Source organism: Streptomyces sp. NPDC057702, from assembly GCF_042799315.1.
Lineage (GTDB): Bacteria > Actinomycetota > Actinomycetes > Streptomycetales > Streptomycetaceae > Streptomyces.
Genome location: NZ_JBHVJC010000002.1, coordinates 170,574 through 197,021 on the forward strand (window position 1 = coordinate 170,574; position 26,448 = coordinate 197,021).

Here is a 26,448-nt window from a genome sequence, read left to right on the forward strand (position 1 = left end):
CGTGATGGTCGACCGCGCACGCGCGGCGGCGCCCCAGGCCCCGCCCCGTCGCGGGCGGCGGCGCGGACGCCCCCGCCGCGAGCGCCCGGACAATCGGCCGGGGCCGCGTGGGGGCGGCTCCGACCGCGGGTGACTGACGGATGCCGGCGGGGACCCGCGTGGGGGTTCGCGGGTGGGCCGCGGCTGCCACGCGGTGGCCGGGCCCGTGGCGTTACGGGGGCGTGTGCGACGTATGGACGCGCCATGGCCCCGGTGGAAAGCTCGAAGGACGCGGGTGTCAACCGGGAGGTCGAGACACATGGGCGACAAGACGAGCACGCACCCAGGGGCCGCCGGCAGGGCGACGGCGGCCGACCGCCCCGCTTCGATCCGGAACGTGGTGCTGGTCGGCCCCAGCGGGGCGGGCAAGACGACGCTGGTGGAGGCGTTGGCGCTGGCCTCGGGAGCGGTGGGCCGGGCCGGTCGGGTCGAGGACGGCGGCTGCCTCTCCGACTACGACGCCATCGAGCACCGACAGCACCGTTCCGTGCAGCTCTCCCTGGTCCCCGTCGAATGGGGCGGAATCAAGATCAACCTGTTGGACACGCCGGGCTACGCGGACTTCGTCGGGGAGCTCAGGGCCGGTCTGCGCGCCGCGGACGCGGCCCTGTTCGTCGTGTCGGCCGCCGACGGCGTGGACGGCGCGACCCGCGTGGTGTGGGAGGAGTGCGCCGCCGTCGGTATGCCGCGCGCCATCGTCATCACCCATTTGGAGGCGGCGCGGGCCGACTTCGAGGAGATGACCGCGACCTGTCGCGAGAGCTTCGGCGGCGATGACCCCGACGCCGTCCTGCCCCTGTACCTGCCACTGCGCGGCGCCCCGGGCGTCGACGGGCACCACCCCGTCACCGGGCTCATCGGGCTGCTCTCGGAACAGGTCTACGACTACGCGTCGGGCGAGCGCACCCCGCGCCCGCCCGACGGGGAGCAGGCGTCGCTGGTCGCCGAGGCCCGCGACCGGCTGATCGAGGGCATCATCGCCGAGAGCGAGGACGAGACCCTCATGGACCGCTATCTCGGCGGCGAGGACATCGACGTCAAGACGCTCGTCGAGGATCTGGAGCGGGCCGTGGCACGCGGCTCCTTCCACCCGGTGCTGGCCGCCGCCCCGGCCGCCGAGGGCTCTCGGCAGGGCCTGGGCACCACCGAACTCCTGGAGCTGGTCACCGGCGGCTTCCCCACCCCACTGGAGCGCGTCGCCCCGGCCGTGACCACGCCGCGGGGTCAGCCGCGCCCGGCGCTGGCCTGCGACCCGGCGGGGCCGCTGGTCGCCGAGGTGGTCAAGACCTCCTCCGACCCCTACGTCGGCCGCGTCTCGCTGGTACGCGTCTTCTCCGGCACGCTGCGCCCCGACGAGACCGTGCACGTCTCCGGGCACGGCCTACGGGACCGGGGCCACGAGGACCACGACGTGGACGAGCGCGTCGGCGCGCTCTCCGCGCCCTTCGGCAAGCACCAGCACACCGTCCCCCAGGCCGTCGCGGGCGACCTGGCGTGCGTGGGCAAGCTGAGCCGCGCCGAGACCGGCGACACCCTCTCGGCCAGGGACGACCCGCTCCTGATGGAGCCGTGGGTGATGCCTGACCCCCTGCTGCCGATCGCCATCCGGGCACACAGCAAGGCCGACGAGGACAAGCTCTCGCAGGGGCTGGCGCGCCTGGTGGCCGAGGACCCGACGATGCGTCTGGAACACAACCGGGACACCCACCAGGTGGTGCTGTGGTGCCTGGGCGAGGCGCACGTGGACGTGGCCCTGGAGCGACTGCGCGCCCGGTACGGGGTACGCGTGGACGTCGAGGCGCACCGGGTCCCGCTGCGCGAGACCTTCGGTACGGCGGCCGGCGGCCGGGGCCGGCACGTCAAGCAGTCCGGCGGACACGGGCAGTACGCCATCTGCGAGATCGAGGTGGAGCCGCTGCCCCCCGGCTCCGGGATCGAGTTCGTGGACCGGGTCGTCGGCGGCGCCGTGCCGCGTCAGTTCATCCCCTCCGTCGAGAAGGGCGTACGCCTCCAGGCGGCGCGCGGGGTGGCGGCCGGCTACCCGCTGGTGGACGTGCGGGTCACGCTGGTGGACGGCCGGGCGCACTCGGTGGACTCCTCCGACGCCGCGTTCCAGACCGCCGGCGCGCTCGCGCTGCGAGAGGCCGCCGCGGACTGCCGGATCGACCTGCTGGAGCCGGTGTGCGAACTGCGGGTGAGCATCCGGGACGAGTACGTCGGCGCGGTGCTGAGCGACCTGTCCGGGCGCCGGGGCCGCGTGGTGGGCACCGAACAGACCGACACCGGCACGACGCTGGTGCGGGCCGAGGTGCCGGAGTGGGAGATCGGCCGCTACGCGGTGGACCTGCGCTCGCTCTCCCACGGCACGGGACGCTTCGGCCGCTCCTACGCGCGCCACGAGCCGATGCCCCACCAACTCGCCGAACGCGTCCGCGAACCCGTGGATAACCAGGCATAGTGCGCACGTCGCCGCCCCCAACGGCCCTGCCACGGACGGCTTTGCTGGCTGCGGGGACAGGCGGCACCCGCCACGGATACGCTGGAGGGCGGCCCGGCGGCGACCCGCCGTGGCGCAGGACGCATGTCGGGAACGACAGTCGGGAACGAGCCGCAGCAACGCAGGCGTGTGGCATTGGGGGCGGTAGTGACGGCGGATGGATTCGACTTCAGTCCCGGAGCGCAGGTTCCACTTTCCGGTGCGGCAGGGCAGACGGCGGCCACCCAGGCGCTCGCCTCGGCCGCCTACCGCGACAGCGAGGTCAGCAAGCTGCTCGACGCCAACTCCGAGTGGACGGTCTCCGAGGTCAAGCCGCCGCGGTTCTCCCTCTTCGAGCCCAACCTCGGGGAGGCGTTCTCCCGCGCCGTGCAGGTCCGCATGCTCGGCGGGGCCCGCGCGCAGATCATCCAGTCCTTCGGCATAGAGCCCCAGACCGTCGTCGAGCACTGCCTGGCGGCCAACCGCATCCGCAAGACCCGGGACGCGCGGCTGACCGTGGTCATGGTCGTCTTCGGGTTGCTGTTCCTGCCCGGCGTGCTGCTGTGGCTGACCGCCTTCCAGATCCGACGCACGCTGGCCGGCTCGCAGGACAAGCGCGCCGGCGCGTTCGGCATCTTCCTGGCCCTGATCGTCGGCGGGCTCGTCGTCATCGGGATGATCAAGGCGCCGGTGCACAACGTCTGGTGGATCTACGCGCGCGTGATGCTCGTCGCGCCGGTCGTGGGCTGGTTCATCGCCAAGCAGATCAGCGAGCGGACGGCCAAGGACCTGCGCGAGCGCTGGACCGCGCTGTTGACCGGCGGCGGCCTGGGCGCCAAGGTGCCCGAGGCCGTGCCCCGCAACCCCGGCGAGACGGCGGCCGAGCAGCTCCGCAAGAACCTGGAGAAGCTCACCGCCGAGCAGCACAGCAACATCGTCTTCTACGCCGGGCCCAAGGGAATACTGGGCATGGGCACCCGCTGGGGAAGCTGGCAGCTCGCCGAGGACCTGGTACCCCGCGAGGCGGACAAGGAGATCAACCCCTTCCGTAGCTGGGACGTCATAAAGGCCATCCACGACCAGCTCAAGCTCCTGGAGCGCGGCCCGCTGCACACCGGCGGCTTCCCCACCCCCTCGGTTCGCCACTGGGTGGTCTCCGCCGTCGGCGAGGGCGCCAAGTCGGTGGCCCGTGGCGGCAGTACGGAGGAGGAGGGCTTCCAGGTCAAGGGCGTGGAGCTGCAGCGCATCTGCAACGACCAGCAGTTCGACAGCGGCGACCGGCACTACCTGGGCGTCCAGTTCGTGCTCTGGGACGGCCAGCTCGTGATCACCATGCTCATCACGGTGACCGTGCTGCACAAGACGCTGCGGATCGAGGTGACCGGGCACGCGCTGGGCCCGGTGCACCCGCTGTTCACGACCAAGCCGTCCCCGAAGACCAAGACGGTCAACAAGACCGTCAAGTTCTGGGAGACCCGGAGCGTCCCACAGCCGCTGGTCGAGGCCAGCGAGGTGGTGCGGCTCGCGGCCCGGGCCCCCTTCACGTGGTACCCGCCGCTGCTCGACTACCTCGGCGGCAAGCTCACCCTGCCCGAGCCCTTCGGCCTGCGGCACGCGTGGGCGGACAAGCCCTGGCGCCACCGGTTCATGGCGGACGACGCGCTGCGCGCCGCGACCCCGGTGCTGCGCGTGGTGCACGACGCGGCGCTGCGCGTGCTGAACGACAACGGTGTGGACACCGAGCGCTTCGGCAACCGTTCGCTGGCGCTGAGCGGTTCGGTGCAGGACGCGTCGCCGCGCAAGGCGGACCTGTACGACGCCTGACGGTCACGCCGGCCCGACGCCGGCCGGCCCCGCGCACACCAGCGGCCCGCTCCCGGTCACCTACCGGGGGCGGGCCGTCGCCGGTTCGCGTACCGGAGGAAGGGCGCCCCGCATCCCGAGGATCCGGCGGGGGCCGCCGCGGGCCCGGCGTCGCGCCGGCGGACCCGGGCGCCGGACCGTCGGGGTCAGGAGAGCGGCCAGACGTCGGCGAGCAACTGCCGGGTGTCGGCCAGGAGTTGGGGCAGCACGCGGGTGGTCGCGACCACGGGCATGAAGTTGGTGTCGCCGCCCCAGCGGGGCACCACGTGCTGGTGCAGGTGCGCGGCGATCCCGGCGCCCGCGACGCTGCCCTGGTTCATGCCGATGTTGAAGCCGTGTGCCCCGGAGGCGGCGCGCAGCGCGGTCATGGCCGCCTTGGTGAACTCGGCGAGCTCGGCCGTCTCGGCGGCGCCCAGCTCGGTGTAGTCGGCGACGTGCCGGAACGGGACCGACATGAGGTGCCCGGAGGTGTACGGGTAGAGGTTGAGCACGGCGTACACGTGCTCGCCCCGGGCGATGATCAGCCCGTCCTCGTCGCTCTTCTCGGGGATCGTGCAGAACGGACAGCCGTCCTCAGCGCCTGGACCGGTCGGCTTGTTCTCGCCCTGGATGTACGCCATCCGATGCGGCGTCCACAGGCGCTGGAAGGCGTCCTGGGTGCCGACTCCGATCTGCTGTTCCGGCTCACTCGTCATGCGCGCCAGCATATTCCCCGGTGGGGTGGTGGCGCGGGGCGCCCCGGGCGACCGCCCGGGACCCGCGACGCCGTGCGCGGGCGGGTCCGGGGCGCCGACGTGGACCACGTCGACGCCACCGGTCGCCCGCCCGGCCGGCGGGACGGCGGACCGCCTCGCCGGGGGGTGTCCTCGGACCTGGACGCCTCAGACCTGGACGCGTCGCTCCACGGCGTCCAGGATCTCCGCGATGGCCTCGGCGCGCGGGATGCCGTTCTTCTGCGAGCCGTCGCGGTAGCGGAAGCTGACGGCGCCGGCCGCCACGTCCTCGTCGCCCGCGATGACCATGAACGGGATCTTGGCCTTCTGGGCGTTGCGGATCTTCTTCTGCATCCGGTCCGACGAGGAGTCGACCTCGATCCGCAGCCCCTTGGCCTTGGCCTCGGCGGCGAACTCCGCCAGGTAGGGCACGTGCCCGTCGCCGATCGGGATGCCGACGGCCTGCACCGGGGCCAGCCAGGCCGGGAAGGCGCCGGCGTAGTGCTCCAGGAGCACCGCGAAGAACCGCTCGATGGAGCCGAAGAGCGCCCGGTGGATCATGACCGGCTGCTGTCGCGAACCGTCGGCGGCCGTGTACTCCAGGTTGAACCGCTTGGGCTGCTGGAAGTCGACCTGGATGGTGCCCATCTGCCAGGACCGACCGATGGCGTCCTTGGCCTGCACGGAGATCTTCGGCCCGTAGTACGCGGCGCCGCCCGGGTCGGGCACCAGCGGCAGCCCCTGCTTCTCGGCCGCCAGCCGCAACGCCTCGGTGGCCTCCTCCCACTCCGCGTCCTCGCCGATGAACTTGTCGGACTCGGGGTCGCGGGTGGACAGCTCCAGCTCGAACTCGTTCAGGCCGTAGTCGCGCAGCAGGTTCAGCACGAAGGTCAGCAGGCTGTCCAGCTCCTGCGGCATCTGCTCCTTGGTGCAGTAGATGTGCGAGTCGTCCTGGGTGAAGCCACGGGTGCGGGTGAGGCCGTGCACCACGCCCGACTTCTCGTACCGGTAGACCGTGCCGAACTCGAACAGGCGCATCGGCAGCTCGCGGTAGGAGCGGCCACGGGCCTTGAAGACGAGGTTGTGCATGGGGCAGTTCATCGCCTTGAGGCGGTAGTTCTGCCCGTCGAACTCCAGCGGCGGGAACATGGCGTCGCCGTAGTTCGGCAGGTGCCCCGAGGTCTCGAAGAGCTTCTCCTTCGAGATGTGCGGGGTGTTGACGAACTCGTACTCCGCCTCCTCGTGCCGCCGGCGCGAGTAGTCCTCCATGACCTTGCGGATCACGCCGCCCTTGGGGTGGAAGACCGCGAGGCCCGAGCCCAGCTCGTCCGGCATGGAGAACAGGTCCAGCTCGGAGCCCAGCTTCCGGTGGTCGCGCTTCTCGGCCTCGGCGAGGAACTCCAGGTGCGCCTTGAGCTCGTCCCGGGTCGGCCACGCGGTGCCGTAGATGCGCTGGAGCTGCGGGTTCTTCTCACTGCCACGCCAGTACGCGGCGGCCGAGCGCATCAGCTTGAAGGCGGGGATGGCGCGCGTGGAGGGCAGGTGCGGGCCACGACACAGGTCCTTCCAGCACAGCTCGCCGGTCTTGGCGTCGAGGTTGTCGTAGATCGTCAGCTCGCCCGCGCCGACCTCGGCGGAGGCCCCTTCGGCGGCGGCGGCCGCCGAGCCCTTGAGCCCGATCAGCTCCAGCTTGTACGGCTCGTCGGCGAGCTCGACTCGAGCCGCCTCGTCGGTGACGGGTCGGCGCGAGAACCGCTGGCCGCGCTTCTGGATCTCCTGCATCTTCTTCTCGATGCGCTTGAGATCGTCCGGGTGGAAGGGGCTCTCGACGTCGAAGTCGTAGTAGAAGCCGTCCCGGATGGGCGGTCCGATGCCCAGCTTGGCCTCGGGGAACAGCTCCTGCACGGCCTGGGCCATCACGTGCGCGGTGGAGTGGCGCAGGATGTTCAGGCCGTCCTCGGAGGTGATCTCGACGGGCTCGACCTCGTCACCGTCGGCCACCTCGTACGCCAGGTCCCGCAGCTCGCCGGCGACCCGGGCGGCGACGACGGAGCGCTCGCCTTCGAAGAGCGCGGCGGCCGTCGTGCCCGTCGTGACCACGCGTTCTTCCCGCTCGGAATCGCGTTGGATGATCACACGGACGTCTGACACCGGTCTCTCCTGACGTATGGGTCACGCGACAGCGAACGCTGCGCAGCATGAATCGTACCGAGCCGGGTACCCACCTCGCGAAACGGTTCACCGGCCCCCGGCCCGGCGGCGCACCGGATCGGCGGTCGCCGCGACCGCCGGCTCCCGCCCACGGTCATCCGCTCCGCCCGGCGGTTCCGCGTCTCCCGCACCCGCCGCGCACGCCCGCCCGTACCGGCATACCGTTCCCCAACTCCGGTACGTGGGGCTCCGGTTCGAGCCCGTGGCCGGCCGGGTATCACAGGCTCGGGCGGGTGTCGTCACACCGACGCGGTGCGGGGAGTGGGGTCATGTCGAGATGGTTCGAGGGTCCGCTGGCCGCGTTCGACACCGAGACCACCGGGCTCGACGTGGAGCGCGACCGCATCGTGTCGGCGGCGCTGGTGGTCCAGGCCGCGCCGGGCGTCGCGCCGCGCACCCGGACCTGGCTGGTCGATCCCGGGGTGCCGGTGCCTCGGGAGGCGACGGCGATCCACGGGTTCACCGGCGCCCACCTGCGCGATCACGGCCGGCCGCCGGCCCTGATGGTGGCGCGGATGGCGCACGCGCTCGCCGAGCAGGTGGGGCACGGCGTCCCGCTGGTCGTGATGAACGCGCCGTTCGACCTGACCCTGCTGGACCGTGAGCTACGCCGCCACCAGCGTGCCCCGCTGGCGGACTACCTCTCCACCCGGCCGCTGTGCGTCCTGGACCCCCGGGTCCTGGACCGGCACGTCGACCACTCCCGCGAGGGCCGACGCGCCCTGACCGACCTGTGCGCGCACTACGCCGTGGAGCTGCGGCGGGCGCACGACGCGGCGGCCGACGCCCTGGCGGCCCTTGAGGTGGTCCGTGCGGTGGGCCGCCGTTTCACCGCGCGCCTGGGCTCGCTCACCCTGCCCCAACTGCACGCCCGGCAGGCTCTGTGGCACGCGGCGCGGGCGCGCGGCTGCGGGGCCTGGTTCTCGGCCGGCGGTTCGCGCGCGACGGGCGATCCGGCGTGGCCCCTCCGGTGGCGTCGGCCCGGGACCGCGTAAGCGCGGGTGTGGTCAACGCCCGCGCCGCGCGACGGTCAGCCCCACGACGGCGGCGAGCGCGCAGACTCCGGCCACCGCGCTCAGCATCATCTCGGTGCTGCCGTCGAGCGTCACGCTCAGGATCACGTTGATCCCCACGCACAGCCCGAACAGCAGCCACAGCGTGGCCTTGGTCCCACCGCTCATCTTCGTCGCCTTTCCTCGTCACGCCGCATCAGCGCGGTTCACGTTAGGGAGACGAGATCGCGACCACCATGGAGCACTCCCCCAGGTCGGGGGTGTATCCAGCTACACCCCCGCGGGTGGGGAGGACAACGCGAAGCGCCGCACTCCCGATGGAGTACGGCGCTTTGGTGATTCCCGGGTGGGCGATACTGGGTTCGAACCAGTGACCTCTTCGGTGTGAACGAAGCGCTCTCCCACTGAGCTAATCGCCCGGGTATTCGGCCGTTTTCCCTGCGGGGTTTCCGGCGAACGACCTGAACAATACAGGTCGCGGCGACTGTTGTTCAAACCGCATTCGCTAGGGCATCCCGCCGGCCAGCAGGGCCCGCAGTCCGCGCTGTCCGCCACGCATCATCAGCGCGTGGTTGAGTACGAGAAACGGCCGGCAGGGCGGCCCGAGCCGGCGCAGCAGCGGCTTGCGCAGCTCGACCTCCTGCTCGAAGACCGCCCGGCACTCCCGGCCCCCGGCCTGGGGCCGCACGGTCCAGCGCGCCCAGCCGTCCAGATCTCCGTCCATGGCGATCTCCAGCACGCGACCGACGGGGTCACGCCGCCGCTCGTGGGCGACGACGCGCAGGTCGTACGGCAGTAACGAGCGGAACCGCATGACCCCGCCGTGATCTCCGCGCGCCTCGGCCGCCCGCACCTGCGGCCACCAGTCCGGATACTCCTCGACCCGCTCCAGCACGGCGTACACAGCGTCGGCCGACGCACCGAGCACCCAGGAACTGCGGAATCGGTAGTGATACCACCCAGCCATACCGACCAGTCTGCCGAACCCCCACCAGAACACACCGCAGCCCCACCCCCAAGCCCCCACCGCCCCCGAAGGCGAACCCAAGCCCCGCACTAACGAAGGCGAACCCCAACCCCCACCCCCGAAGGCGAAGCCAAGCCACTCAGAAGCGAAGGCGATGGCGAAGCCGAGCCACCCCGATGGCGAAGGCGAGCCACCCCCGACGAAGGCGAGGCCGAGCCCACCCCGATGGCGAAGCCGAGCCACCCTCGATGGCGAAGGCGAAGCCGAGCCCACCCTCCCGATGGCGAAGCCGAGCCCCGCGATGGCGAAGCCGAGCTCCCCCCACCTCACGCCGCGGCCCCACCCCGCCCCCCAGGGGGTGCGGGTGGCGAAGCCCCCGCCACGCGAGGCGAAGCCGAGCAATACGACGAAGGCGACCCGGTCCGCGCTTTCCGCGGACACGAGTCGCCTATCGCCTTCGTGGGCGATACTGGGTTCGAACCAGTGACCTCTTCGGTGTGAACGAAGCGCTCTCCCACTGAGCTAATCGCCCTCAGCCCGGCCAACATTACCGCATGTCAGGCCGTGGCTATGACCGTCGTAGGGCTACTGGTCGATCTTCCACGGCATGACGATGCCGAACTTCCAGACGTACACCGCCAGGGCCGCGGCGATGATCACCAGACCGATGACGGTGAGGATGATGTTGCGGCGGCGGACCTTGGGGTCGAGGGCGCGTTGGGTGGCTTCGCTGACCTTGCGCTTGGTCCAGCGCAGGACGAGCTGGGCCCAGACGAACTCGGTTGCCCAGATTCCGATGCCGCCGAAGATGACGAGCCAGCCGGGGCCGGGCAGCGGCAGCATGATGATGCCGACGATGACGACCGCGAGGCCGACCACGAAGACGCCGACCTGCCAGCTCAGGTGCAGGGCGCGGGACTTCTTGATGAAGTGCGGCGCCCGTGAGCCGAGCGCTGGCTCGGCCTTCTTGTTGTCCCCCGTATCGGACGGCATGGGCGTCACGGTACCCACCTGCCGGCCGTCACTCTCCGCGTTCATATGCGCCAACCTACCGGATCGCACACCTTCACTGGAATGGCGGTTTTGAACGAAAGCCGGGTCGGCCAGCCGAGCGACCCGAAGAGCCACAAAACGGTCAGAGGGGTTTACAACGGCACCGTAGGTGGCATGTCGATTTCGCCGACGTGCGAATCCCCGAGCGCACACTGAGCGAAAGGCCCTGGCGCTTATGAACACCACGGTCAGCTGCGAGCTGCACCTGCGCCTCGTTGTGTCGAGCGAGTCCTCACTGCCTGTACCCGCGGGCCTGCGGTATGACACGGCCGATCCCTATGCCGTGCACGCCACCTTCCACACCGGAGCCGAAGAGACGGTCGAGTGGGTGTTCGCCCGCGATCTTCTCGCCGAGGGCCTGCACCGGCCCACGGGTACCGGCGACGTCCGTGTCTGGCCGTCCCGCAGCCACGGTCAGGGCGTCGTCTGCATCGCCCTGAGCTCTCCGGAAGGTGAGGCACTGCTCGAAGCCCCGGCGCGGGCCCTGGAGTCCTTCCTGAAGCGAACAGACGCCGCCGTGCCGCCAGGCACCGAGCACCGGCACTTCGACCTGGATACGGAGCTGTCCCACATCCTGGCCGAAAGCTGACTTCGCGCATGGGCTGACAGGGCGCGATCACGCATCGTGACTCGTCGGCTCCCGCCCACGTGGGGCCGTCCGACTCGGGGAGACGGTCCGCAGACACGGCGGGCACTCGACAACCACACACGAGAGACGACGGTGCCGTCGCCGGTTTCCCGGCGACGGCACCGTCGTCACGTGCAGCCGCTAGAGTCACGGAAGTCGAAGGGCAGCCGCCGACCCGGCCACCAGGGAGCTGATGGTGCTGATCAACCACGACACCCGGTGCGCGCTCGACGCGGTCGTCGATCTGGTGAACACGGCACCGGACGGCGCGGAGCCCGACCGGTTGCCCGATGTGGCGGCGCTCGGCGACTTCGTCACCCGGCACACGATCAGCGACGTCGGGGCGCTCGGCGAGCGCGACCTGGTGGCGGTGCGGGCGACGCGCGAGCGGTTCGTCGAGGTCTTCGCCACCACCGACACGCGGCACGCGGCGGCGCTGCTCAACACCATGGTGGCCGCCGCCGGCACCACCCCACAGCTCACCGACCACGACGGTTACGACTGGCACGTGCACTACTTCGCGCCGGGCGCCTCGATCGCCGACCATCTGACCGCCGACGGCGGCATGGCGCTGGCGTTCCTGCTGGTGGCCGGCGAGCGGGAGCGGCTTCGGCGGTGCGAGGCCCCCGACTGCCGGCGCGCGTTCGTCGACCTGTCGCGCAACCGGTCGCGCCGCTACTGCGACAGCCGTACCTGTGGCAACCGTCTGCACGTGGCCGCCTACCGGGCCCGGCGCCGCGAGGCCGGAGTCTGAGCCGAGGCCGGACCCCGCGGCCGCGCGCCGGCCGATCCGCCCCCATCCGGGCCGAGGCGTCCTGACGCGGGCCGGCGGGGCCACTCGGGCTCCCCGGTGGGCGCGCGTCTGCCCGGGCGGCCTCACCAGCGGTAGAGGTCGTGGACCGCCGCGAGCAGGAGCAGGGTGGCGATCACGCTGAGGAAGAGCATCAGTGGTGGCTGGGAGAGCGCGAAGAGGCATCCGCGTGGCTCTTCGTGGCCTGGGGTGGGTCCTGCGGGGGTGCGTGGGGCGGGGGTGCTTTCCCCGGGTGAGTGCGGCATCGCTGCCCGATGATCCCGGAGCCGGACACTCCGGGTCGGCCAACGCCCCCCGCACGAGGGATAGTTCGCTAGATTCCGTGCTTCTTCAGGATCGCCTCGATATCGGCGAACTCCTCACCAGCGCCGCTGGCCTTGCCGCCCTTGCGGCGGGGCTCTCGCTGGGGAGCCTGCGCGCCGGGGAGGGAGGGCGCGGTGGCCTCGGGGGCCAGCGCCGCGCGCTGGGCCGCCGCCGCTGCCCTGCGCTCCTTGCGAGTGCCGCCACCCTCCGCGGACCGGCCCTCGACGGCCCGGCACACCATGAACAGCAGCGCCGAGACGGCGAGCACACCGAAGCCGATCCACACCGAGGGCTTGAACACCAGGTCGCTGATCCAGTCGGCGATCCCGGTCATGGCCAGTCCCAGCGGCAGGAGCGCGTACGCCGCGATCCGGGTCGCGGCCAGGAATCGCTTGCGGTACGCGGTCATGCCGGCGATGCCCAGGCCCGCCGCCGACAGCGCGGCGCACAGCGTCGAGGTCAGCATCCGGTCCTCCTGCTCGTGGGGTGCTGTCCCTTCCATCGTGCACCGTCGGGTGGGCGATCAGCCACGATGGGGCCGGCCCGAGGGCCGATATCCGGGACATCTCGGGGGAGGTGTCCTCCGTAGGTCCCAGTGTGGCTACCACCGGGGAAGCTGGAAGACTGCTCCCATGAGCTCAACTGACTCCACCGCCTCCCCTTCCTCCGCCTCCGGCCCGCACCCGGTCGCCGCGCCCGTCGTCCTGGACGTGTGGTGCGAGCTCCAGTGCCCCGACTGCCGCTCGGCCCTCGACGACCTGCGGGCGCTGCGGGCCCGCTATGGGGACGCGCTGGAGATCCGACTGCGGCACTTCCCGCTGGCCAAGCACCAGCACGCGTACGCGGGGGCCCAGGCGGCGGAGGAGGCCGCGGCGCAGGGCCAGGGCTGGCCGTACGTCGAAGCGGTCCTGGCCCGGGTCGCGGACCTGGACGCGCGGGGGGTGGTGGTGCTCGTGGAGGCGGCGCGGGAACTGGGCCTGGACGCCGAGGAGTTGGACACCGCGCTGATCGACGGCCGGCACCTGCTGGCCGTGGACGCGGACCAGGCCGAGGGGCAGGCGATCGGGGTCACCGGCACGCCGACGTACGAGATCGGCGGCGAGCGGCTGGACGGCGGGAAGAGCCAGGAGGGGCTGCGGGAGCGGATCGTGGAGATCGCGGACCGGCTGCTGGGCGCGGGCGAGCGGGGCTGAGCCGGCGCGGGGCCCCTTCGACGCGGGGCGCCGACCGGCCGCGTGAGCCGGCCGACGGGTGGTGGCTCGCGGTCTCAGGTGGTGGGGCGGCGGGCGTACGCCTCGATCTCGATCTTCATGCGGGGGTCGGCCAGGCCGCAGACGAGCATGGTGGCGGCCGGCCGTACGGCGCCGAAGTGGCGGCGCAGCACCGGCCAGCAGGGTTCGAAGTCCGCGCGGTCGGGGAGCAGGTAGCGCACCCGCACCACGTCGGCGAGGGTGCACGCGGCCTCGGCCAGCGCGGCCTCGATGGTGCGCAGGCACTGTTCGGCCTGCTCCACCACGTCGTCCGAGATGGTCATGGTGGCGTAGTCGAAGCCGGTGGTCCCGGACACATGGACCCAGTCGCCGTCGACCACGGCGCGGGCGTAACCGATCTGCTCCTCGAAGGGCGATCCGGTGAGGATCGCGCGTCGCTCTGTCATCCGCTGAACGCTAGGTGACCTGCGGCGATACGTCCAATACGCCACTTCACACGAACGGATATCCCTAGGCGTATGGAGCGCCCCGAACTGCCCCTGCCGCAGCTGTACGCCTTCACGGTGCTCGCCGAGGAGCTGCACTTCGGCCGGGCCGCGGCCCGGCTGGGCATCGCGCAGCCGCCGCTGAGCCAGCAGATCCGCCGCCTGGAGGAGAGGGTGGGCTATCCGCTGTTCCGCCGGGAGCCGGGTCGCGTGGCGCTGACTCCGGCGGGGGGCGAACTGCTGCCCGCCGCCCGGCACGCGCTCGCCGAGTTGGGCGCGGGCCTGGCCGCGGCCCGCGCGGCGGGCGGTGGGCAGGCCGGCCGGCTGCGCATCGGCTTCGCCGCCTCGCTCGCCCTGACCGTGCTGCCGGGCCTGCTGCGTACCTTCCGGGAGCGGTTTCCCGCCGTGCGGCTCGACATCCGGGAGATGACCTCGGCACCGCAGCTCACCGCGCTACGCGAGGGGAGCATCGACGTCGGGCTGCTGCGCGAGCCGCCCGAGGACGCGCCGGAGGGGGCCGGGCTGCGGTTTCGTACGGTGGTCGACGAGCGGTTCGTGGCCGTCCTGCCGGCCGCGCACCCGCTGGCCGCGGGGCGCGTCGTGCCGCTCGCGCGGCTGGCCGACGAACCGTTCGTGCTGCTGCCGCGCGCCGCCGGCCCGCGCTTTCACGACCGGATCGTCGCGGTGTGTCAGGGCGCGGGGTTCACACCGCGCGTGGCGCAGCACGCGGTGGAGTGGCAGACGGTGTGCGCCCTGGTGGAGACGGGTCTGGGCGTCTCGCTGGCCCCGGCGAGCGTGCGCCGGCTGCGCCTGCGGGGAGTGGCCTACCGGGCGCTGGCACCCGAGGTGGCCCGCACCCGCGTCGCGATCGCCTGGCGCGCCGGCGAGCCCGATCCGGTGGTGGCCCGGCTGCTCGCGCTGGTGGGCCCGGGGGCGACGGGGGCGGGGTGAGGCGGCTACAGCAACGGCTTGACCAGGTGGGTCGTGGTGTAGCGGTAGCCCAGCGACTCGTACAGCCGCACCGCGGGGGTGTTGTTCGCGAAGACGTGCAGGCCGAGTCGGGTGACGCCGGCGGCCAGGCTCTCGTGCTCGGCGATCAGCAGCAGGGTGCGGCCGTGCCCCTGGCCCCGGTGTTCGGGCGCGACCTCGACGGAGAAGACGTACGCGCCCTCGCCGTTGCCCAGGGTCTCGCCGAGGGAGAGCCAGATGTCGCCGCGTACGACGTCCTCGTGGGCGAGCACCCGCAGGCGCACGTCGCGGGTGGCGGGGCCGTCGGGCAGGAGGTTGGCGTAGTCCGCGTCGGCCTTGGTGGCGGCCTCCGTCTCGCTGACACCGCGCTCCACCCAGCTGCGGATGTAGCCGGCCCGCTCGCGGGCGAACCACCGTGGGTACTCGGCGTCCGTCAGCGGCCGGGCGTGGCTGGCGGGCGGCAGGGTGGGCGGCTCGGTCAGCGTCTTGGCCATGTTGTGGCCCCGCGCGGTGTACCCGAGGGCGGTGGCCAGCGCGAGCGCGGCGGACGCCTCGGCCGGCACGGAGACCGTCACCTGGGCGCACCCCCAGCCGCGTAGCACCTCCTCGGCGGCGAGCGCGGCCACCGTGCCGCGCCCCCGCCGTCGGTCGCTCTCGGCGATGTCCAGGCGTCGGATCTGCCCGACGCCGCCGCCGAAGCGGGCGTGGGTGCCCAACTCGGCGACGCCGACGGGCCGGCCGTTGACGCACACCTCGTACGCGCGGGAGCGCCCGCCGTCGGCGGACTCGTGCAAGGGGGCGGTCGGTCGCAAGGTGGTGGTCACGTGGATGTTGTACCTGTCACCCGGGCGCGCGTCACGGTGTTTTACGCGCCCGTGGGGACGCGCTCCCCCGTGGCTTCGGGCGGTCTCAGCGTGGGTCGGGGTCGGCCGCCGCGCGCTCGGCGAACGTGCGCATGGCCGCGCGGGTCACCGCGCCCGGCACCGGTGTCAGGGGGCGACCCGCCTCGTGGGGGCCGACCCGGTGCACGCCCTGGACGTCGCGCAGGGTCGAGGTCAGGAAGATCTCCTCGGCCTCGTCGAGGACGTCCAGCGGCAGCTCGGTCTCCTTGGCCCCCACCCACTCCAGGACCAGGGCTCGGGTGATGCCCGCCAGACAGCCGGAGGTCAGGGGCGGGGTGTGGAGTTCGCCGTCGAGCACGACGAAGACGTTGGAGCCGGTCCCCTCGCACAGCTGCCCCACGGTGTTGGCGAACAGCGCCTCCGAGGCGCCCTGTCGCCGGGCCGTGCTCAGGGCCACGACGTTCTCCGCGTACGAGGTGGTCTTCAGGCCGGCGAGGGCGCCGCGCTCGTTGCGGGTCCAGGGGACGGTGACTACGGCGGTGGTGTCGGGGCGGAGGTCGGCCGGGCTGAGCGCCACGACGAGCGTGGGGGCGGCCTCGCCCCGGTCGGAGCCGAGCGGCGCCAGGCCGCCGGTGTAGGTGATCCGCAGCCGGCCCAGCGCCGTGGGGTTGTCGGCGAGTACGGCGGTGACGGCCCGGCGCACCTCGTCGACGTCGGGTTCGGCCAGCCCCAGGCCGCGGGCCGAGGTGGCGAGCCGCTCCAGGTGGCGGGTGAGCGCGAAGGGGACTCCGTCGACGGCCTTGACCGTCTCGAAGACGCCGTCACCGACCGTCATCCCGTGGTCGAACACCGAGACGCGTGCCTCGGCCTCGTCGCGCAACGCCCCATCGAGCCAGATCGTCACCGTGTCGTCCCTCCGGTCGCTTACTGTGTCCCCGACGCTACCGCGAGCAGTCGGGACGCCTTGAGCTCGGTCTCGCGCCACTCGTGCTCCGGGTCGGAACCCCAGGTGATCCCGGCCCCGGTGCCGAAGCGGAGCAGCGCCCGGCCGGCGGTGGCGGGCTCGCGGCAGGTGCGGTCGATCCAGAAGGTGCGGATGCCCACGGCCACCTCGCCGGTCTCCCGGTCGGCGTCCACCCAGCCGACGCCTCCGCAGTACGGACCGCGCGGCGCGGTCTCCAGCGCCTCGATGATCCGCAGCGCGCTGGACTTGGGCGCGCCGGTCACCGAGCCCGGCGGGAAGGTGGCCGCCAGGAGTGCGGGCCAGCCCGCGCCGTCGGCCAGCTCGCCACGCACCGTGGAGACCAGGTGCACCAGGCCGGGGTGCGGCTCCACGGCGCACAGCTCGGGCACGGTCACCGAGCCGGTGGCGCAGACGCGGCCCAGGTCGTTGCGGACCAGGTCCACGATCATCACGTTCTCGGCGTAGTCCTTCTCCCGCAGGTCGGCCTCGGTCCGCCCGGTCCCCTTGATCGGCCCGGACTCCACCACGCGGCCGGCGCGGCGCACGAACAGCTCGGGCGAGGCCGTGGCGACCTCCACGCCGTGGGCGGGCAGGCGCACCGTGCCCGCGTACGGGGCGGGGTTGCCCCGGGCCAGCACCGCGGTCAGCGCGTCGACGTCGGCGGGGGCGCCGCCGGGCAGCGGCGGCAGCGGCGCGCAGAGCACCCGGCAGAGGTTGGCCTGGTACACCTCGCCCGCCGCGATGTGTTCGCGTACGCGGCGCACGCCCGCCGTGTAGCCGGCCCGGTCCAGGGAGGAGGTCCAGGCGTGCGGGGCGGGGCCGCGCCAGGCACCCGGCGTCGGGGCCGGTACCGGCGCGGGGCGTACGTCGCCGAAGCGGGCACAGGTCAGTCGGCCCTCGAAGTCGGCGACCACGGCCCAAAAGCCCGTCGACTCCAGCGCGGCGGGGTCGCTGGTCACGTCGCGCAGGTCGGTGGCGAGGCGTCCGCCGAAGCGGGCCATGGGCTGCAGGTCGTACACGGTTGCGAGTCTATGGCGGGGCCCGCACGACCGCTGCGGGGCGGTGAGCACCGCAGCACGCTGCGGAAACGGAATTTGAGCTGGCCCAGGAATCCGCTAGAGTTCAACACGTCGCCGGGACACGGAAGCGTTCTGGACAACGACAACTGCGGACGTGGCTCAGTTGGTAGAGCATCACCTTGCCAAGGTGAGGGTCGCGAGTTCGAATCTCGTCGTCCGCTCGAAGTGAAGGATTTTCCTCCTTCGCTCCTGGTGGAGTGGCCGAGAGGCGAGGCAACGGCCTGCAAAGCCGTCTACACGGGTTCAAATCCCGTCTCCACCTCGGACGATTAGCTCAGCGGGAGAGCGCTTCCCTGACACGGAAGAGGTCACTGGTTCAATCCCAGTATCGTCCACCGAGTCCCCGGACTCCGTACGACCCTGGTCCTTCAGGATCATCCGCCGGCCCTTCGAGGTCGACGGTCCCGCGCGATTAGCTCAGCGGGAGAGCGCTTCCCTGACACGGAAGAGGTCACTGGTTCAATCCCAGTATCGCGCACGCAGTACCGCACCATCCCGGACGATTAGCTCAGCGGGAGAGCGCTTCCCTGACACGGAAGAGGTCACTGGTTCAATCCCAGTATCGTCCACACGTCACGGCCGGTGGCCGGAGCCTTCCCGCTCCGGCCACCGGCCGTTTTCGATGTTCCAGCGCTCGCGCGGTGCGGGTTCCTCGTCGCCCCACCTGGCGAGCGGGGCGGGCGGCTCGGCGCTCGCGCGGGGCCCGCGACCGGGTGTTCGGCCGGACCGCGGGCCCGCTGCGCCCCGGGCCGGGGCGCACGCTCAGGACGAGAAGAGCATGTGCCCGAAGCCGCGCCGGCGGCCGTGGTGGCCGTGGTGACCCTGGTGCGGGGCGCCCCAGGCGGGGGCCGCGGGGTACGCCTGCGGGGCGGGGGCCGGGGCCGGCGGGGGCGGCGGCGCCTGCTGCACCCACTGCGACTCGAGCTGCGTCAGGGACTCCAGCTCCCCGTAGTCCAGAAAGATCCCCCGGCAGCCACTGCACTGCTCGATCTGCACGCCGTTGCGGTTGTACGTGTGCATCGGCGCATGACACTTGGGACACTGCATGGTCCGCTCAACTCCTCAGCCGTTGGGCATCCGCGCCACCGGAACACACTCCCGGCGGCGATGAGTTCACCCTACGGCGTGGGCCCCCGCCCTCCGCCCCGGGTTCGCCCCGCCTTCCGACCGCCGACCGCCGGCCGCCGGCCGGCGGCGTACGAGCGGACCGGCGCGCGGGCCGTACGGCGTGGAGCCCGGCCCCGGTGGGCCCGAGCCCGGGCCCGCGTGACACGGGCTCAGGCCGGCGCCGCGTGGGAGGTGGCGTGCCGTACGGGGCGTACGGGGTCCGGTGCGCCTGGCGCGGGATCAGGTCGGCGTGGTCGCCGGCAGGCCCGTGACGGGTGCGGTGTCCTCGCCCAGCATGCGCGCGCAGGCGGCGACCATGGCCTCCTCGGTGAAGTCCAGCGGTCGGCTCGCGGTGGCCGCCTTGGCGAGCCCCAACGCCGCGCTCTGCACGGTCAACGCGCGCGCGGGCGCGTCCAGCCAGGGCCACGGATCGTCGCCCTCCCCCGTGGCCGGTCCGCCCGCCGCCCGGTAGGCGGTCAACAGGCGCGTCCACTCCGACGGGTCGAGCAGCCCGGTGGCGAACCAGGCGGCGGGGCGGGCCAGGTCCCACGCGGGATCACCCAGGCCGAGGTCGTCGACGTCGATGAGCAGCCACCCCTCGGCTGGCGCCCCGACGGCGAGGGGGCCGGTCGGTTCACGGCGGACGAGCTGTCCCAGGTGGAGGTCGCCGTGACAGAGGTGGTCGGCCACGGGGGCCGGGGCCGCGCCGCGCGCCCAGTCGGGCAACGTCCCAGCGGCCTCCCGCACGGCGCGCGCGGCGGGCGACGTGGCCACAGCGTCGGGCGCCGCGCGCAGCCGCTCCAGCGCGGCGGCGACCTTCACGGGGCCCCGCATCGCCGGCACCGGCCCCGGCAGCGCGCGTACGGGCACCCGGTGCAGCCGGGCGAGCAGCCCACCCAGCGCCTCCCACGGCGCCGCCTGCCGCTCCGTGGACGAGACGGGCGCGCCATACGGCCACAGGCTCGCCTCCCGTCCCCCGCCCATCGGGGCCAGGAACCGGGGCCCGGCGAGCGGGGCGAGGGCGGCTCGGACCTCGGGAGGTTCGGTCGCGGCGGGCGGCACGGGGGTCCGGGGCGCGCCGAGTGGCGAGGCGCCGGGGTGGGGCCTGTGGGGCGGGGTCGCCGGCGGCGCCGCGCGGGGGCCGGGGGGCGGGTGTGGCGCCGGCGGGACGGGGAGGGGGGCGAGGAGGACGGTACGCAGACTCGGGTGGGCGGCGACGCGCAGTCGGGCCGCCAGTTCGACCGGGTCACCGTCGGCGGCGTGCACCTTGCAGACGAGCGGCCCGTAGCGCACCACCGTCCCGTCGGGCCGGTCCGCCAGCACCCGCGCCGGGCTCGCGGCACCGTACGCCGCCAGGGGTGCGCGCTCCACGAGGGCCGCCACCCGCGCCATGAGCGCCGCGTCGCGCGGTCGTGCGGCGGCGGCCTGCGGGCAGGCGGGTTCGGCGCTCACGAGGCCCCCGGTGGTCGGCAGGGGCCCGGTACGCGGCCCCGATGCGGTGAAGGGGATCGTACGCGCGGCCTGGACGCCACCGGGGCCGACGGCCTCGACGACCCGTGCGGGGGCGGGGAGCGGTGGCCGCGCCGCGCGTGGAGGGGGGCGACGGCATGGCGTACGTCCGTGGGTGGGGCGGCGGGTCCTGCGAGTGGGGCGGCCTCCGTACGGGGGTACCGGCCCGCGCGTGGGGTGGCGAACGACGGTGGCGACGGCGTGCGTCGGTGAGTGGTGGACGGCGGGGGCCGAGCACGCGAGGAGGCGGCCGTGCCTCCCGGGGCGGGGTGTGTGGGCGTGGCGGGCGACGGTGCCGGAGTGCCGACGTGGCGGGCGGGCTCGGGTGGTGTCCGTGCGGTGGGACAGCACGAGGGCCCTGGCGTCTCGATCCCCATCGAGACGCCAGGGCCCTTCTCTGCTCGGTGGTTGAGGTCGTGGCGAGTGTGGTTTCGCCACGGCCGCCAGCCGTCCGAGCTGCGTGCCGTCCGCCGCACCCCCGTCCCCACGGGGTTAATGACCGGAAGTCCCCGGCCCGGGCCGCTCTCCCGGGCCCGGAGCGACTAGCGCTCCAGTATTCCGACCACGGACGACGCCTGTGTGACGACGGCTTCCCAGCCGCCGAACACGACCGCGAGGAGAGCGGCGATCGGCAGCACCATGGCCGCCGCCACCAACGGGTGACGCGTCCCCGGCCGCCGGGTGCCAAGCGCGGTGGGCAAGCCTCGCCGCTGTGCCTGGAAGTCCGTGCGTCCTGCGGTGAGCGCCATCGTTCCCTCCTCTATCCGTTTGGGGCGGCGAGCGTCTGACCTCGGGGGACGAGTGCTGCGCCCGCCGCTTGACTTCAACATTAGGTCCGCGGCCAGGCCCGGGGCGTCATGCCCTCGTATCGATTCCCGGGCCTCCCGGAGGATGACCCGGGGGTGCGGCCAGTACTCCCCTGGTTGGAGACCTGGGCCGAAGCACCCGGGTCTTCCCTGAGTACGGCCCTCATCTCGCAGGACGAGAGTCCTGTCGGCGGGCGGGCGACGCCGCCTCACGCCGCCCTGGCCGGGGCGGGCTGCCGCCGGGTGAACGGCCCGCCGCGCGGTGGTGGCGGCGTGCCGGAACCGTCGGCGTGGGGGCTGTCGGCCCGGGGCACGGCGCCGCACGCTCGGGTGACATCCCTCACGTCGCGGGCGATCACGTGAGGCGCGCGGCCGGCCCCGGGCCGCCGCCGACCGGGCACGCGCGCCCGCCCGCGCGTGCCCGCCCCCGCGTCCGCCACGCTCCGTACGCGACCTCCGCCGTTGGGCCCAATCCCCCTACGGTCGCCGCGCCTTGGGCGGGCGGGTACGGCCGGGTCCCTCCCACCGCGCGGCACGGGCCCCTCGCACGCGGGCGCGCGGCGCCCTCGGCAATCCGTCCGCCGACGCATGCGCGGCCTCTGCGCACACCGCCCCGTCAATCCGTAAGCTGTGGCACGTCAGACGGGCAGCAGTGTGGGGCCTCCCCACCGGAGGTAGGGGACGGACATGGCGATGATGCGGCTCCGGCGCGAGGACCCGCGTGTCGTCGGCTCGTTCCGGCTCCACCGGCGGCTGGGCGCGGGTGGGATGGGCGTGGTCTACCTGGGCTCCGACCGGCGTGGTCAGCGGGTCGCGCTGAAGGTGATCCGGCCGGACCTGGCTGAGGATCAGGAGTTCCGTTCGCGCTTCGCGCGCGAGGTCTCGGCCGCCCGTCGGATTCGGGGTGGCTGTACGGCGCGGTTGGTGGCCGCCGATCTGGAGGCGGACCGGCCGTGGTTCGCGACCCAGTACGTGCCCGGGCCCTCGCTGCACGACAAGGTGGGTGACGAGGGGCCGTTGCCCGCCTCGCAGGTGGCCTCGATCGGGGCGGCGCTCGCCGAGGGGCTGTTGGCCGTGCACGACGCGGGCGTGGTGCACCGGGACCTGAAGCCGTCGAACATCCTGCTCTCGCCCAAGGGCCCGCGCATCATCGACTTCGGCATCGCCTGGGCCACCGGGGCCAGCACGCTCACCCACGTGGGCACGGCGGTCGGCTCCCCCGGGTTCCTCGCCCCCGAGCAGGTACGGGGCGCGGCCGTGACGCCGGCCACCGACGTGTTCGCGCTGGGCGCCACCCTCGCCTACTCCGCGACCTCGGACTCCCCCTTCGGACAGGGGAGTTCGGAGGTCATGCTCTACCGCGTCGTCCACGAGGAGCCGCAGCTCGCCGGCGTCCCCGACGCGCTCGCGCCGCTGCTGCACGCCTGCCTGTCCAAAGACCCCGAGGACCGGCCGAGCACGCTCCAACTCTCGCTGCGGCTCAAGGAGATCGCCGCGCGCGAGGCACAGGGCCTGCCCTCAGCGCGCCGGCTCGATCCGCAGGAGGAGGCGCGACAGCGCGGCGAGCGACCCAGTGGTCGCCAGGCCGAGGAGTACGCGCGCCAGCGCACGGAGCGGCGTACCGGTGGCTCTCCCCCGCCCCGCCGGCCCGTGACGCGGGGCGAGGGGCCGCGTGGACCGGTCGTACGAGGGCCCGGCGCGCGGACCGGCCCCGGCTCGACCGGCGCGCCCGCGCGCGCGGGGGGTTCGCCGCGTACGGGATCGCCCGCGCGCACCGGCGCCCGGACCGGAGGGGGCGGCGCGCCACGTACCGGGGGCGGGGCGGCGCCGCGTACCGGGGGGAGTTCGCTGCCGCGCCCGACCGATGCCTCACGGCACTCCACGGGGCGTCCGGCGAGCGGTCCGGGAGCCCGGACGGGCGGCGGCAGCGGGCCGCGCCCGAGCAGCCGGGCGACGGGTGGCCAGACGTCCCGTCGGGGCGACGCGCGGCAGCCGGGCCGTGGCCCGGCCACGGGGCGGCGGCCGGTGCGGACCAGTCGCCGATTGCTGCGCCAGCGACTTATCGTTTTTGTCGTGGTGACGCTCCTGGTGGCGCTGGGCATCGCCGTGGCCCAGGGCTGCGACGGCCCCACCCACAGCCTGGGCCCCCTCGGCACGACCCCCGGCGCCACGACCGGCCCGGTCGACGGGCGTCCAGCCCCCGCCACCACGCCGCTCGGCGGCCTCTGACCAACCTCCCCGGCCAGCCGGAGCGAACCGTTCCGCCACCGCCGGGGCGCCGGCGCGCGCCCGCCGCGCGGGGTGGCGTCGAGCCGGTGCGTGCGGGGTGGCACCGCGCCGGTGCGTGCGGGGTGGCGTCGGGCTGGTCCGTACGCGGCCGGACGGGCCGCGTGCGGGGATGCGGCACGTCGGCCCGCCGGATCGCCGGATCCGATGCACCAGCCGCGAGGTCGACGATTCGACGGGCCGGCGCCTCGACCGGTTGCGCCCGGCCAGGCACCTCCGCGAGGCGTGGGCGGTGTCGGACGGCGGCCTTGGCCGGGGCACCTCCGCGAGGCGTGGGCGGCCTCGGGTGGCGCGGCTGGCGGGAGGTCGTCGACGCGCGGTGCGGGGTCCGTCGCGGCGCGCGGGCCGCGACGGGAGCTACGGCGCGGGGCTGGCCGGTCGCCGTGCCGTCGCCTCGCGGCCTCCCTCGCGCGGGGGCAGGGCGCGGGCGTGCGCGGCGGCGAGTGACACGCGTACCGCGTGCTCGGCGGTCGCCTCGTCGACCGGCTCGCCGGTGAACACCAGTCGGAAGTAGATCGGCGCGGCGAGGGTCTTGAGGAGTTCGGCCGGGTCGGTGTCGGCGGGCAGTTCGCCGCGTTCGACGGCGCGGGTGACGACGGGTTCCGCGCGGCGGAACCGGTCACTGAAGAGCGCGTGCTTGATCTCGGCGAGCCGGGGAGCGCGCGCGGCGTCCGACAGGACGGTGCCCAGCAGGGCTCGCCCGGCCTCGGTGCTCATGGTGGCGACCAGCGAGCGGGCCAGCGTCCGCAGGTCGCTCTCCACCGACCCGGTGTCGGGGACGGGGATGTCCCCGTCGAAGTGGGTGACCAGCGCGTCGGCGACGAGGTCGTCCAGGTCCTGCCAGTTCCGGTAGATCGTTGTCTTGTGCACACCCGCCCGCTGGGCGACGCGCTCGACCGTCAGGGCGGCGTACCCGGACGCGGTGAGCTCGACGACGGTCGCCGCCCGTACGGCGGTCCGCATCCTGCTGCCGCGCCCCACGGGGGCACGTCGCGCGGGGGGCTCGACAGCATTCATTGCAACTCCCAGTTGCGTTGACGGTGGGGCATACGACACCATCACGCTATCGCGACTTCCTGTTGCGATGCCGCGTTCCGTCGGCTCGCGGCCATGTCCGCCTGTCGTGAATCGAGGTCACCCGTGCCCCACGCTCACCGAAGCGCCGCCCGTGCTCCGTCGGCCGATCCCGCCGCCACAGGCCGCCCGGGCCTCACACGCCGCCGGACCGGCCGGCGCCCGGAGGGGGCGGTGTCACGGCCGCGAGCCCTCGATCGCTGGTCACCGGAGGCCATCCCCGACCAGACGGGGCGGCTGGTCGTGGTCACCGGCGCCAACAGCGGCATCGGGTACGCCACCACCCGCGCGCTCGCCGCGCGCGGAGCACATGTCGTCCTGGCCTGCCGCAGCCGCGAACGCGGCGGGAAGGCCGTGCGGCGGCTGCGCACCGAGGTGCCCGGCGCCCGCGTCGAAGCGCGAGTGCTCGACCTCGCCGACCTCGCCTCCCTGCGCCGGTTCGCCGAGGAGTGGGACCACGACCGCGTCGACCTGCTGGTCAACAACGCCGGCGTGGCCATGGTCCCGTTCGCGCGGACCGTCGACGGCTTCGAGTCGCAGTTCGGCGTCAACCACCTGGGCACGTTCGCGCTGACCGGCCTGCTCCTCCCCCGTCTGCTGGCCGCCCCCGACCCACGAGTGATCACCGTCAGCAGCGAGGGGCAGCGGTTCGCCCGGCTCGACCTGACCCACCTCAACGCCGAGCGGGGCTATCGGGCGCCCTTCGCCTACGTGCGGTCCAAGCGGGCCAACCTCTCCTTCGCCGTGGAGTTGCAGCGAAGGATCGACGCCGCCGGGCTGCGGCTGCGCAGCATGGCCGTCGCCCCCGGGCTCACCCGCACCAACGTCCTCACCGGCGGCGCCCACAGCACCCGGGGCCGGGCCTACCAGACGCTCGTGCGCCTACTCCTGCGTACCGCGTTCCGCCCCACCCCGGAGGGTGCGAGGACCTCCCTGTACGCCGCGACCGTCCCGGACCTGCCCGGGGGGAGCTACGTCGTACCGGACGGGCCGTTCCAGCTCCGCGGCCAACCTGTCACCCGTGACCGGGAGCGCGCTATCCGGGACGCGCGCACGGCCGAGCGACTGTGGGTGCTCTCGGAGCGGCTCACCGGGGTGCGCTACGGGTTGCCGGCGGCCCCCGTCTCCGCGTGAGCGACGGGCCCGCGCCGCCTCGTGGCCACCGACGCGGGTGGCGGTGACGGTTACGAGGCGGGGCGGCCGGCCGTGACGGCGTAGAAGGCCACGGCCGCCGCCGCGCCGACGTTGAGGGAGTCCACGCCGTGGGCCATCGGGATGCGGACCCAGGCGTCGGCGGCGGCCAGGGCGTGCCGGGTGAGGCCGTCGCCCTCGGCGCCGAGCAGCAGGGCCGCGCGCTCCAGACGGTGCGGGGCGGCCTCGTCGATGGAGGTGGCCGTCGCGTTCGGCGTCAGGGCCAGCAGGTCGAAGCCCGCCTCGCGCACCTGGGTCAGGTCGCGGGGCCAGGACGTCAGCCGGGCGTAGGGCACGGCGAACACGGCGCCCATGGAGACCTTGACGGAGCGCCGGTAGAGCGGGTCGGCGCAGTCGGGCGAGAGCAGCACGGCGTCCATGCCGAGCGCGGCGGCGCTGCGGAAGACGGCCCCGATGTTGGTGTGGTCGTTGACCGCTTCGAGGATGGCCACCCGGCGCGCGGTCGCCAGCAACTCGGTGGCCTCCGGCAGCGGCTTGCGGGCCATCGAGGCGAGGGCTCCCCGGTGGACGTGGTAGCCCGTCACCCGCTCGGCCAGGGCCGGTTCGACGGCGTACACGGGGGCCGGGGCCTCGTCGATGACATCGCGCATGGCGTCGATCCACTTGGCCGACAGCAGCATGGAGCGCATGGCGTACCCCGCGTCCAGGGCCCGCCGGATCACCTTCTCGCCCTCGGCGATGAACAGCCCTTCGGCGGGCTCGCGCCGGCGGCGCAGTTCGACGTCGGTCAGGCCGGTGTAGTCGGCCAGGCGCGGGTCGGCGGGGTCGTCGATGGTGAGGAGATCGGCCACGTGCTGATACTGCCTTGTCTGGTACGGGACGGGGCG

25 protein-coding genes and 7 tRNA genes are annotated in these 26,448 nt (G+C 73.6%); 14 read left to right on the plus strand and 18 right to left on the minus strand.

Going from position 1 to position 26,448, the window contains the following annotated elements; translation table 11 throughout:
• The first annotated feature begins 298 nt into the window (after positions 1–298).
• Together ACFVFR_RS02135 and ACFVFR_RS02140 are read left to right on the plus strand one after the other, a co-directional pair.
• Positions 299–2,497, plus strand: a complete 2,199-nt coding sequence (locus ACFVFR_RS02135; protein WP_383697150.1) for an elongation factor G-like protein EF-G2 — start codon at positions 299–301, stop codon at positions 2,495–2,497.
• Positions 2,498–2,683: 186 nt separating this feature from the next.
• Positions 2,684–4,339: a hypothetical protein gene (locus tag ACFVFR_RS02140; RefSeq protein ID WP_383697153.1), complete on the plus strand. Its 1,656-nt coding sequence runs from the start codon at positions 2,684–2,686 to the stop codon at positions 4,337–4,339.
• A gap of 185 nt (positions 4,340–4,524) precedes the next feature.
• On the opposite strand, the gene ACFVFR_RS02145 is transcribed toward ACFVFR_RS02140, so the two are convergent.
• Both ACFVFR_RS02145 and thrS read right to left on the minus strand, forming a co-directional pair.
• Positions 4,525–5,085, minus strand: coding sequence for an HIT family protein (locus tag ACFVFR_RS02145; protein ID WP_383697156.1), 561 nt, complete (start codon positions 5,083–5,085; stop codon positions 4,525–4,527).
• A gap of 174 nt (positions 5,086–5,259) precedes the next feature.
• Complete coding sequence (gene thrS, locus ACFVFR_RS02150; protein WP_383697159.1) at positions 5,260–7,242, minus strand: threonine--tRNA ligase; 1,983 nt, start codon at positions 7,240–7,242, stop codon at positions 5,260–5,262.
• Between the two features lie 329 nt (positions 7,243–7,571).
• Between thrS and ACFVFR_RS02155 the strand changes: the two genes are divergently transcribed.
• Positions 7,572–8,297: an exonuclease domain-containing protein gene (locus tag ACFVFR_RS02155; protein ID WP_383697162.1), complete on the plus strand. Its 726-nt coding sequence runs from the start codon at positions 7,572–7,574 to the stop codon at positions 8,295–8,297.
• A 12-nt stretch (positions 8,298–8,309) separates the two neighbouring features.
• On the opposite strand, the gene ACFVFR_RS02160 is transcribed toward ACFVFR_RS02155, so the two are convergent.
• The 5 genes from ACFVFR_RS02160 to ACFVFR_RS02180 form a co-directional block, all read right to left on the minus strand.
• Complete coding sequence (locus ACFVFR_RS02160; RefSeq protein WP_383697165.1) at positions 8,310–8,483, minus strand: hypothetical protein; 174 nt, start codon at positions 8,481–8,483, stop codon at positions 8,310–8,312.
• Between the two features lie 179 nt (positions 8,484–8,662).
• Positions 8,663–8,734: transfer RNA gene (locus ACFVFR_RS02165), tRNA-Val, on the minus strand.
• Positions 8,735–8,820: 86 nt separating this feature from the next.
• Positions 8,821–9,282: an SRPBCC family protein gene (locus ACFVFR_RS02170; protein WP_383697167.1), complete on the minus strand. Its 462-nt coding sequence runs from the start codon at positions 9,280–9,282 to the stop codon at positions 8,821–8,823.
• A 460-nt stretch (positions 9,283–9,742) separates the two neighbouring features.
• A tRNA-Val gene (locus ACFVFR_RS02175) sits at positions 9,743–9,814 on the minus strand.
• A 53-nt stretch (positions 9,815–9,867) separates the two neighbouring features.
• Positions 9,868–10,320: a TIGR02611 family protein gene (locus ACFVFR_RS02180; RefSeq protein ID WP_383697170.1), complete on the minus strand. Its 453-nt coding sequence runs from the start codon at positions 10,318–10,320 to the stop codon at positions 9,868–9,870.
• Positions 10,321–10,510: 190 nt separating this feature from the next.
• On the opposite strand from ACFVFR_RS02180, the gene ACFVFR_RS02185 reads away from it, so the two are divergent.
• Both ACFVFR_RS02185 and ACFVFR_RS02190 read left to right on the plus strand, forming a co-directional pair.
• Positions 10,511–10,924, plus strand: a complete 414-nt coding sequence (locus ACFVFR_RS02185; protein WP_003959770.1) for an SsgA family sporulation/cell division regulator — start codon at positions 10,511–10,513, stop codon at positions 10,922–10,924.
• Between the two features lie 235 nt (positions 10,925–11,159).
• Positions 11,160–11,717: a CGNR zinc finger domain-containing protein gene (locus ACFVFR_RS02190; RefSeq protein ID WP_383697402.1), complete on the plus strand. Its 558-nt coding sequence runs from the start codon at positions 11,160–11,162 to the stop codon at positions 11,715–11,717.
• Positions 11,718–11,839: 122 nt separating this feature from the next.
• Here the strand turns inward: ACFVFR_RS02190 and ACFVFR_RS02195 are convergent, their stop codons facing one another.
• The gene (locus ACFVFR_RS02195; protein ID WP_383697172.1) at positions 11,840–12,019 is read right to left on the minus strand and encodes a hypothetical protein; all 180 of its coding nucleotides are present in this window, start codon (positions 12,017–12,019) and stop codon (positions 11,840–11,842) included.
• Positions 12,020–12,087: 68 nt separating this feature from the next.
• Complete coding sequence (locus ACFVFR_RS02200; protein WP_383697404.1) at positions 12,088–12,543, minus strand: hypothetical protein; 456 nt, start codon at positions 12,541–12,543, stop codon at positions 12,088–12,090.
• A 166-nt stretch (positions 12,544–12,709) separates the two neighbouring features.
• On the opposite strand from ACFVFR_RS02200, the gene ACFVFR_RS02205 reads away from it, so the two are divergent.
• Positions 12,710–13,270 (plus strand): DsbA family protein, encoded by a 561-nt coding sequence (locus ACFVFR_RS02205; RefSeq protein ID WP_383697175.1) that lies wholly within the window; start codon positions 12,710–12,712, stop codon positions 13,268–13,270.
• 74 nt (positions 13,271–13,344) lie between these two features.
• Here the strand turns inward: ACFVFR_RS02205 and ACFVFR_RS02210 are convergent, their stop codons facing one another.
• Positions 13,345–13,734: a RidA family protein gene (locus tag ACFVFR_RS02210; protein WP_383697178.1), complete on the minus strand. Its 390-nt coding sequence runs from the start codon at positions 13,732–13,734 to the stop codon at positions 13,345–13,347.
• 72 nt (positions 13,735–13,806) lie between these two features.
• On the opposite strand from ACFVFR_RS02210, the gene ACFVFR_RS02215 reads away from it, so the two are divergent.
• The gene (locus ACFVFR_RS02215; RefSeq protein ID WP_383697180.1) at positions 13,807–14,724 is read left to right on the plus strand and encodes a LysR family transcriptional regulator; all 918 of its coding nucleotides are present in this window, start codon (positions 13,807–13,809) and stop codon (positions 14,722–14,724) included.
• Between the two features lie 5 nt (positions 14,725–14,729).
• Here the strand turns inward: ACFVFR_RS02215 and ACFVFR_RS02220 are convergent, their stop codons facing one another.
• From ACFVFR_RS02220 to ACFVFR_RS02230, 3 genes are all read right to left on the minus strand, one after another.
• Positions 14,730–15,566, minus strand: a complete 837-nt coding sequence (locus ACFVFR_RS02220; RefSeq protein WP_383697183.1) for a GNAT family N-acetyltransferase — start codon at positions 15,564–15,566, stop codon at positions 14,730–14,732.
• An 85-nt stretch (positions 15,567–15,651) separates the two neighbouring features.
• Positions 15,652–16,488, minus strand: coding sequence for an aminotransferase class IV (locus tag ACFVFR_RS02225; protein ID WP_383697186.1), 837 nt, complete (start codon positions 16,486–16,488; stop codon positions 15,652–15,654).
• 20 nt (positions 16,489–16,508) lie between these two features.
• On the minus strand, positions 16,509–17,567 hold the full coding sequence (locus ACFVFR_RS02230) for a chorismate-binding protein (RefSeq protein ID WP_383697189.1): 1,059 nt from the start codon (positions 17,565–17,567) through the stop codon (positions 16,509–16,511).
• Positions 17,568–17,715: 148 nt separating this feature from the next.
• Between ACFVFR_RS02230 and ACFVFR_RS02235 the strand changes: the two genes are divergently transcribed.
• From ACFVFR_RS02235 to ACFVFR_RS02255, 5 genes are all read left to right on the plus strand, one after another.
• Positions 17,716–17,788, plus strand: a tRNA-Gly gene (locus tag ACFVFR_RS02235).
• A 30-nt stretch (positions 17,789–17,818) separates the two neighbouring features.
• Positions 17,819–17,889, plus strand: a tRNA-Cys gene (locus ACFVFR_RS02240).
• Between the two features lies 1 nt (position 17,890).
• A tRNA-Val gene (locus tag ACFVFR_RS02245) sits at positions 17,891–17,962 on the plus strand.
• 71 nt (positions 17,963–18,033) lie between these two features.
• Positions 18,034–18,105: transfer RNA gene (locus tag ACFVFR_RS02250), tRNA-Val, on the plus strand.
• A 19-nt stretch (positions 18,106–18,124) separates the two neighbouring features.
• Positions 18,125–18,196, plus strand: a tRNA-Val gene (locus ACFVFR_RS02255).
• Between the two features lie 193 nt (positions 18,197–18,389).
• Here ACFVFR_RS02255 and ACFVFR_RS02260 read toward each other — a convergent pair.
• The 3 genes from ACFVFR_RS02260 to ACFVFR_RS02270 all read right to left on the minus strand — a co-directional run bounded on the left by ACFVFR_RS02260 (position 18,390) and on the right by ACFVFR_RS02270 (position 20,992).
• Positions 18,390–18,674, minus strand: a complete 285-nt coding sequence (locus ACFVFR_RS02260) for a zf-TFIIB domain-containing protein (protein WP_383697191.1) — start codon at positions 18,672–18,674, stop codon at positions 18,390–18,392.
• Between the two features lie 300 nt (positions 18,675–18,974).
• Entirely contained in the window at positions 18,975–20,186 is a 1,212-nt protein-coding gene (locus tag ACFVFR_RS02265) for a phosphotransferase family protein (protein WP_383697194.1), read from the minus strand.
• A 599-nt stretch (positions 20,187–20,785) separates the two neighbouring features.
• Entirely contained in the window at positions 20,786–20,992 is a 207-nt protein-coding gene (locus ACFVFR_RS02270) for a hypothetical protein (RefSeq protein WP_383697197.1), read from the minus strand.
• A 744-nt stretch (positions 20,993–21,736) separates the two neighbouring features.
• Here ACFVFR_RS02270 and ACFVFR_RS02275 point away from each other — a divergent pair.
• A complete protein-coding gene (locus ACFVFR_RS02275; protein ID WP_383697199.1) occupies positions 21,737–23,278 on the plus strand; it encodes a protein kinase in 1,542 nt (513 codons plus the stop codon).
• A gap of 414 nt (positions 23,279–23,692) precedes the next feature.
• On the opposite strand, the gene ACFVFR_RS02280 is transcribed toward ACFVFR_RS02275, so the two are convergent.
• Complete coding sequence (locus ACFVFR_RS02280) at positions 23,693–24,352, minus strand: TetR/AcrR family transcriptional regulator C-terminal ligand-binding domain-containing protein (protein ID WP_383697202.1); 660 nt, start codon at positions 24,350–24,352, stop codon at positions 23,693–23,695.
• A gap of 231 nt (positions 24,353–24,583) precedes the next feature.
• On the opposite strand from ACFVFR_RS02280, the gene ACFVFR_RS02285 reads away from it, so the two are divergent.
• Positions 24,584–25,543: an oxidoreductase gene (locus ACFVFR_RS02285; RefSeq protein ID WP_383697205.1), complete on the plus strand. Its 960-nt coding sequence runs from the start codon at positions 24,584–24,586 to the stop codon at positions 25,541–25,543.
• 50 nt (positions 25,544–25,593) lie between these two features.
• On the opposite strand, the gene ACFVFR_RS02290 is transcribed toward ACFVFR_RS02285, so the two are convergent.
• A complete protein-coding gene (locus ACFVFR_RS02290; protein ID WP_383697207.1) occupies positions 25,594–26,412 on the minus strand; it encodes a TrmH family RNA methyltransferase in 819 nt (272 codons plus the stop codon).
• Positions 26,413–26,448: the final 36 nt, after the last annotated feature.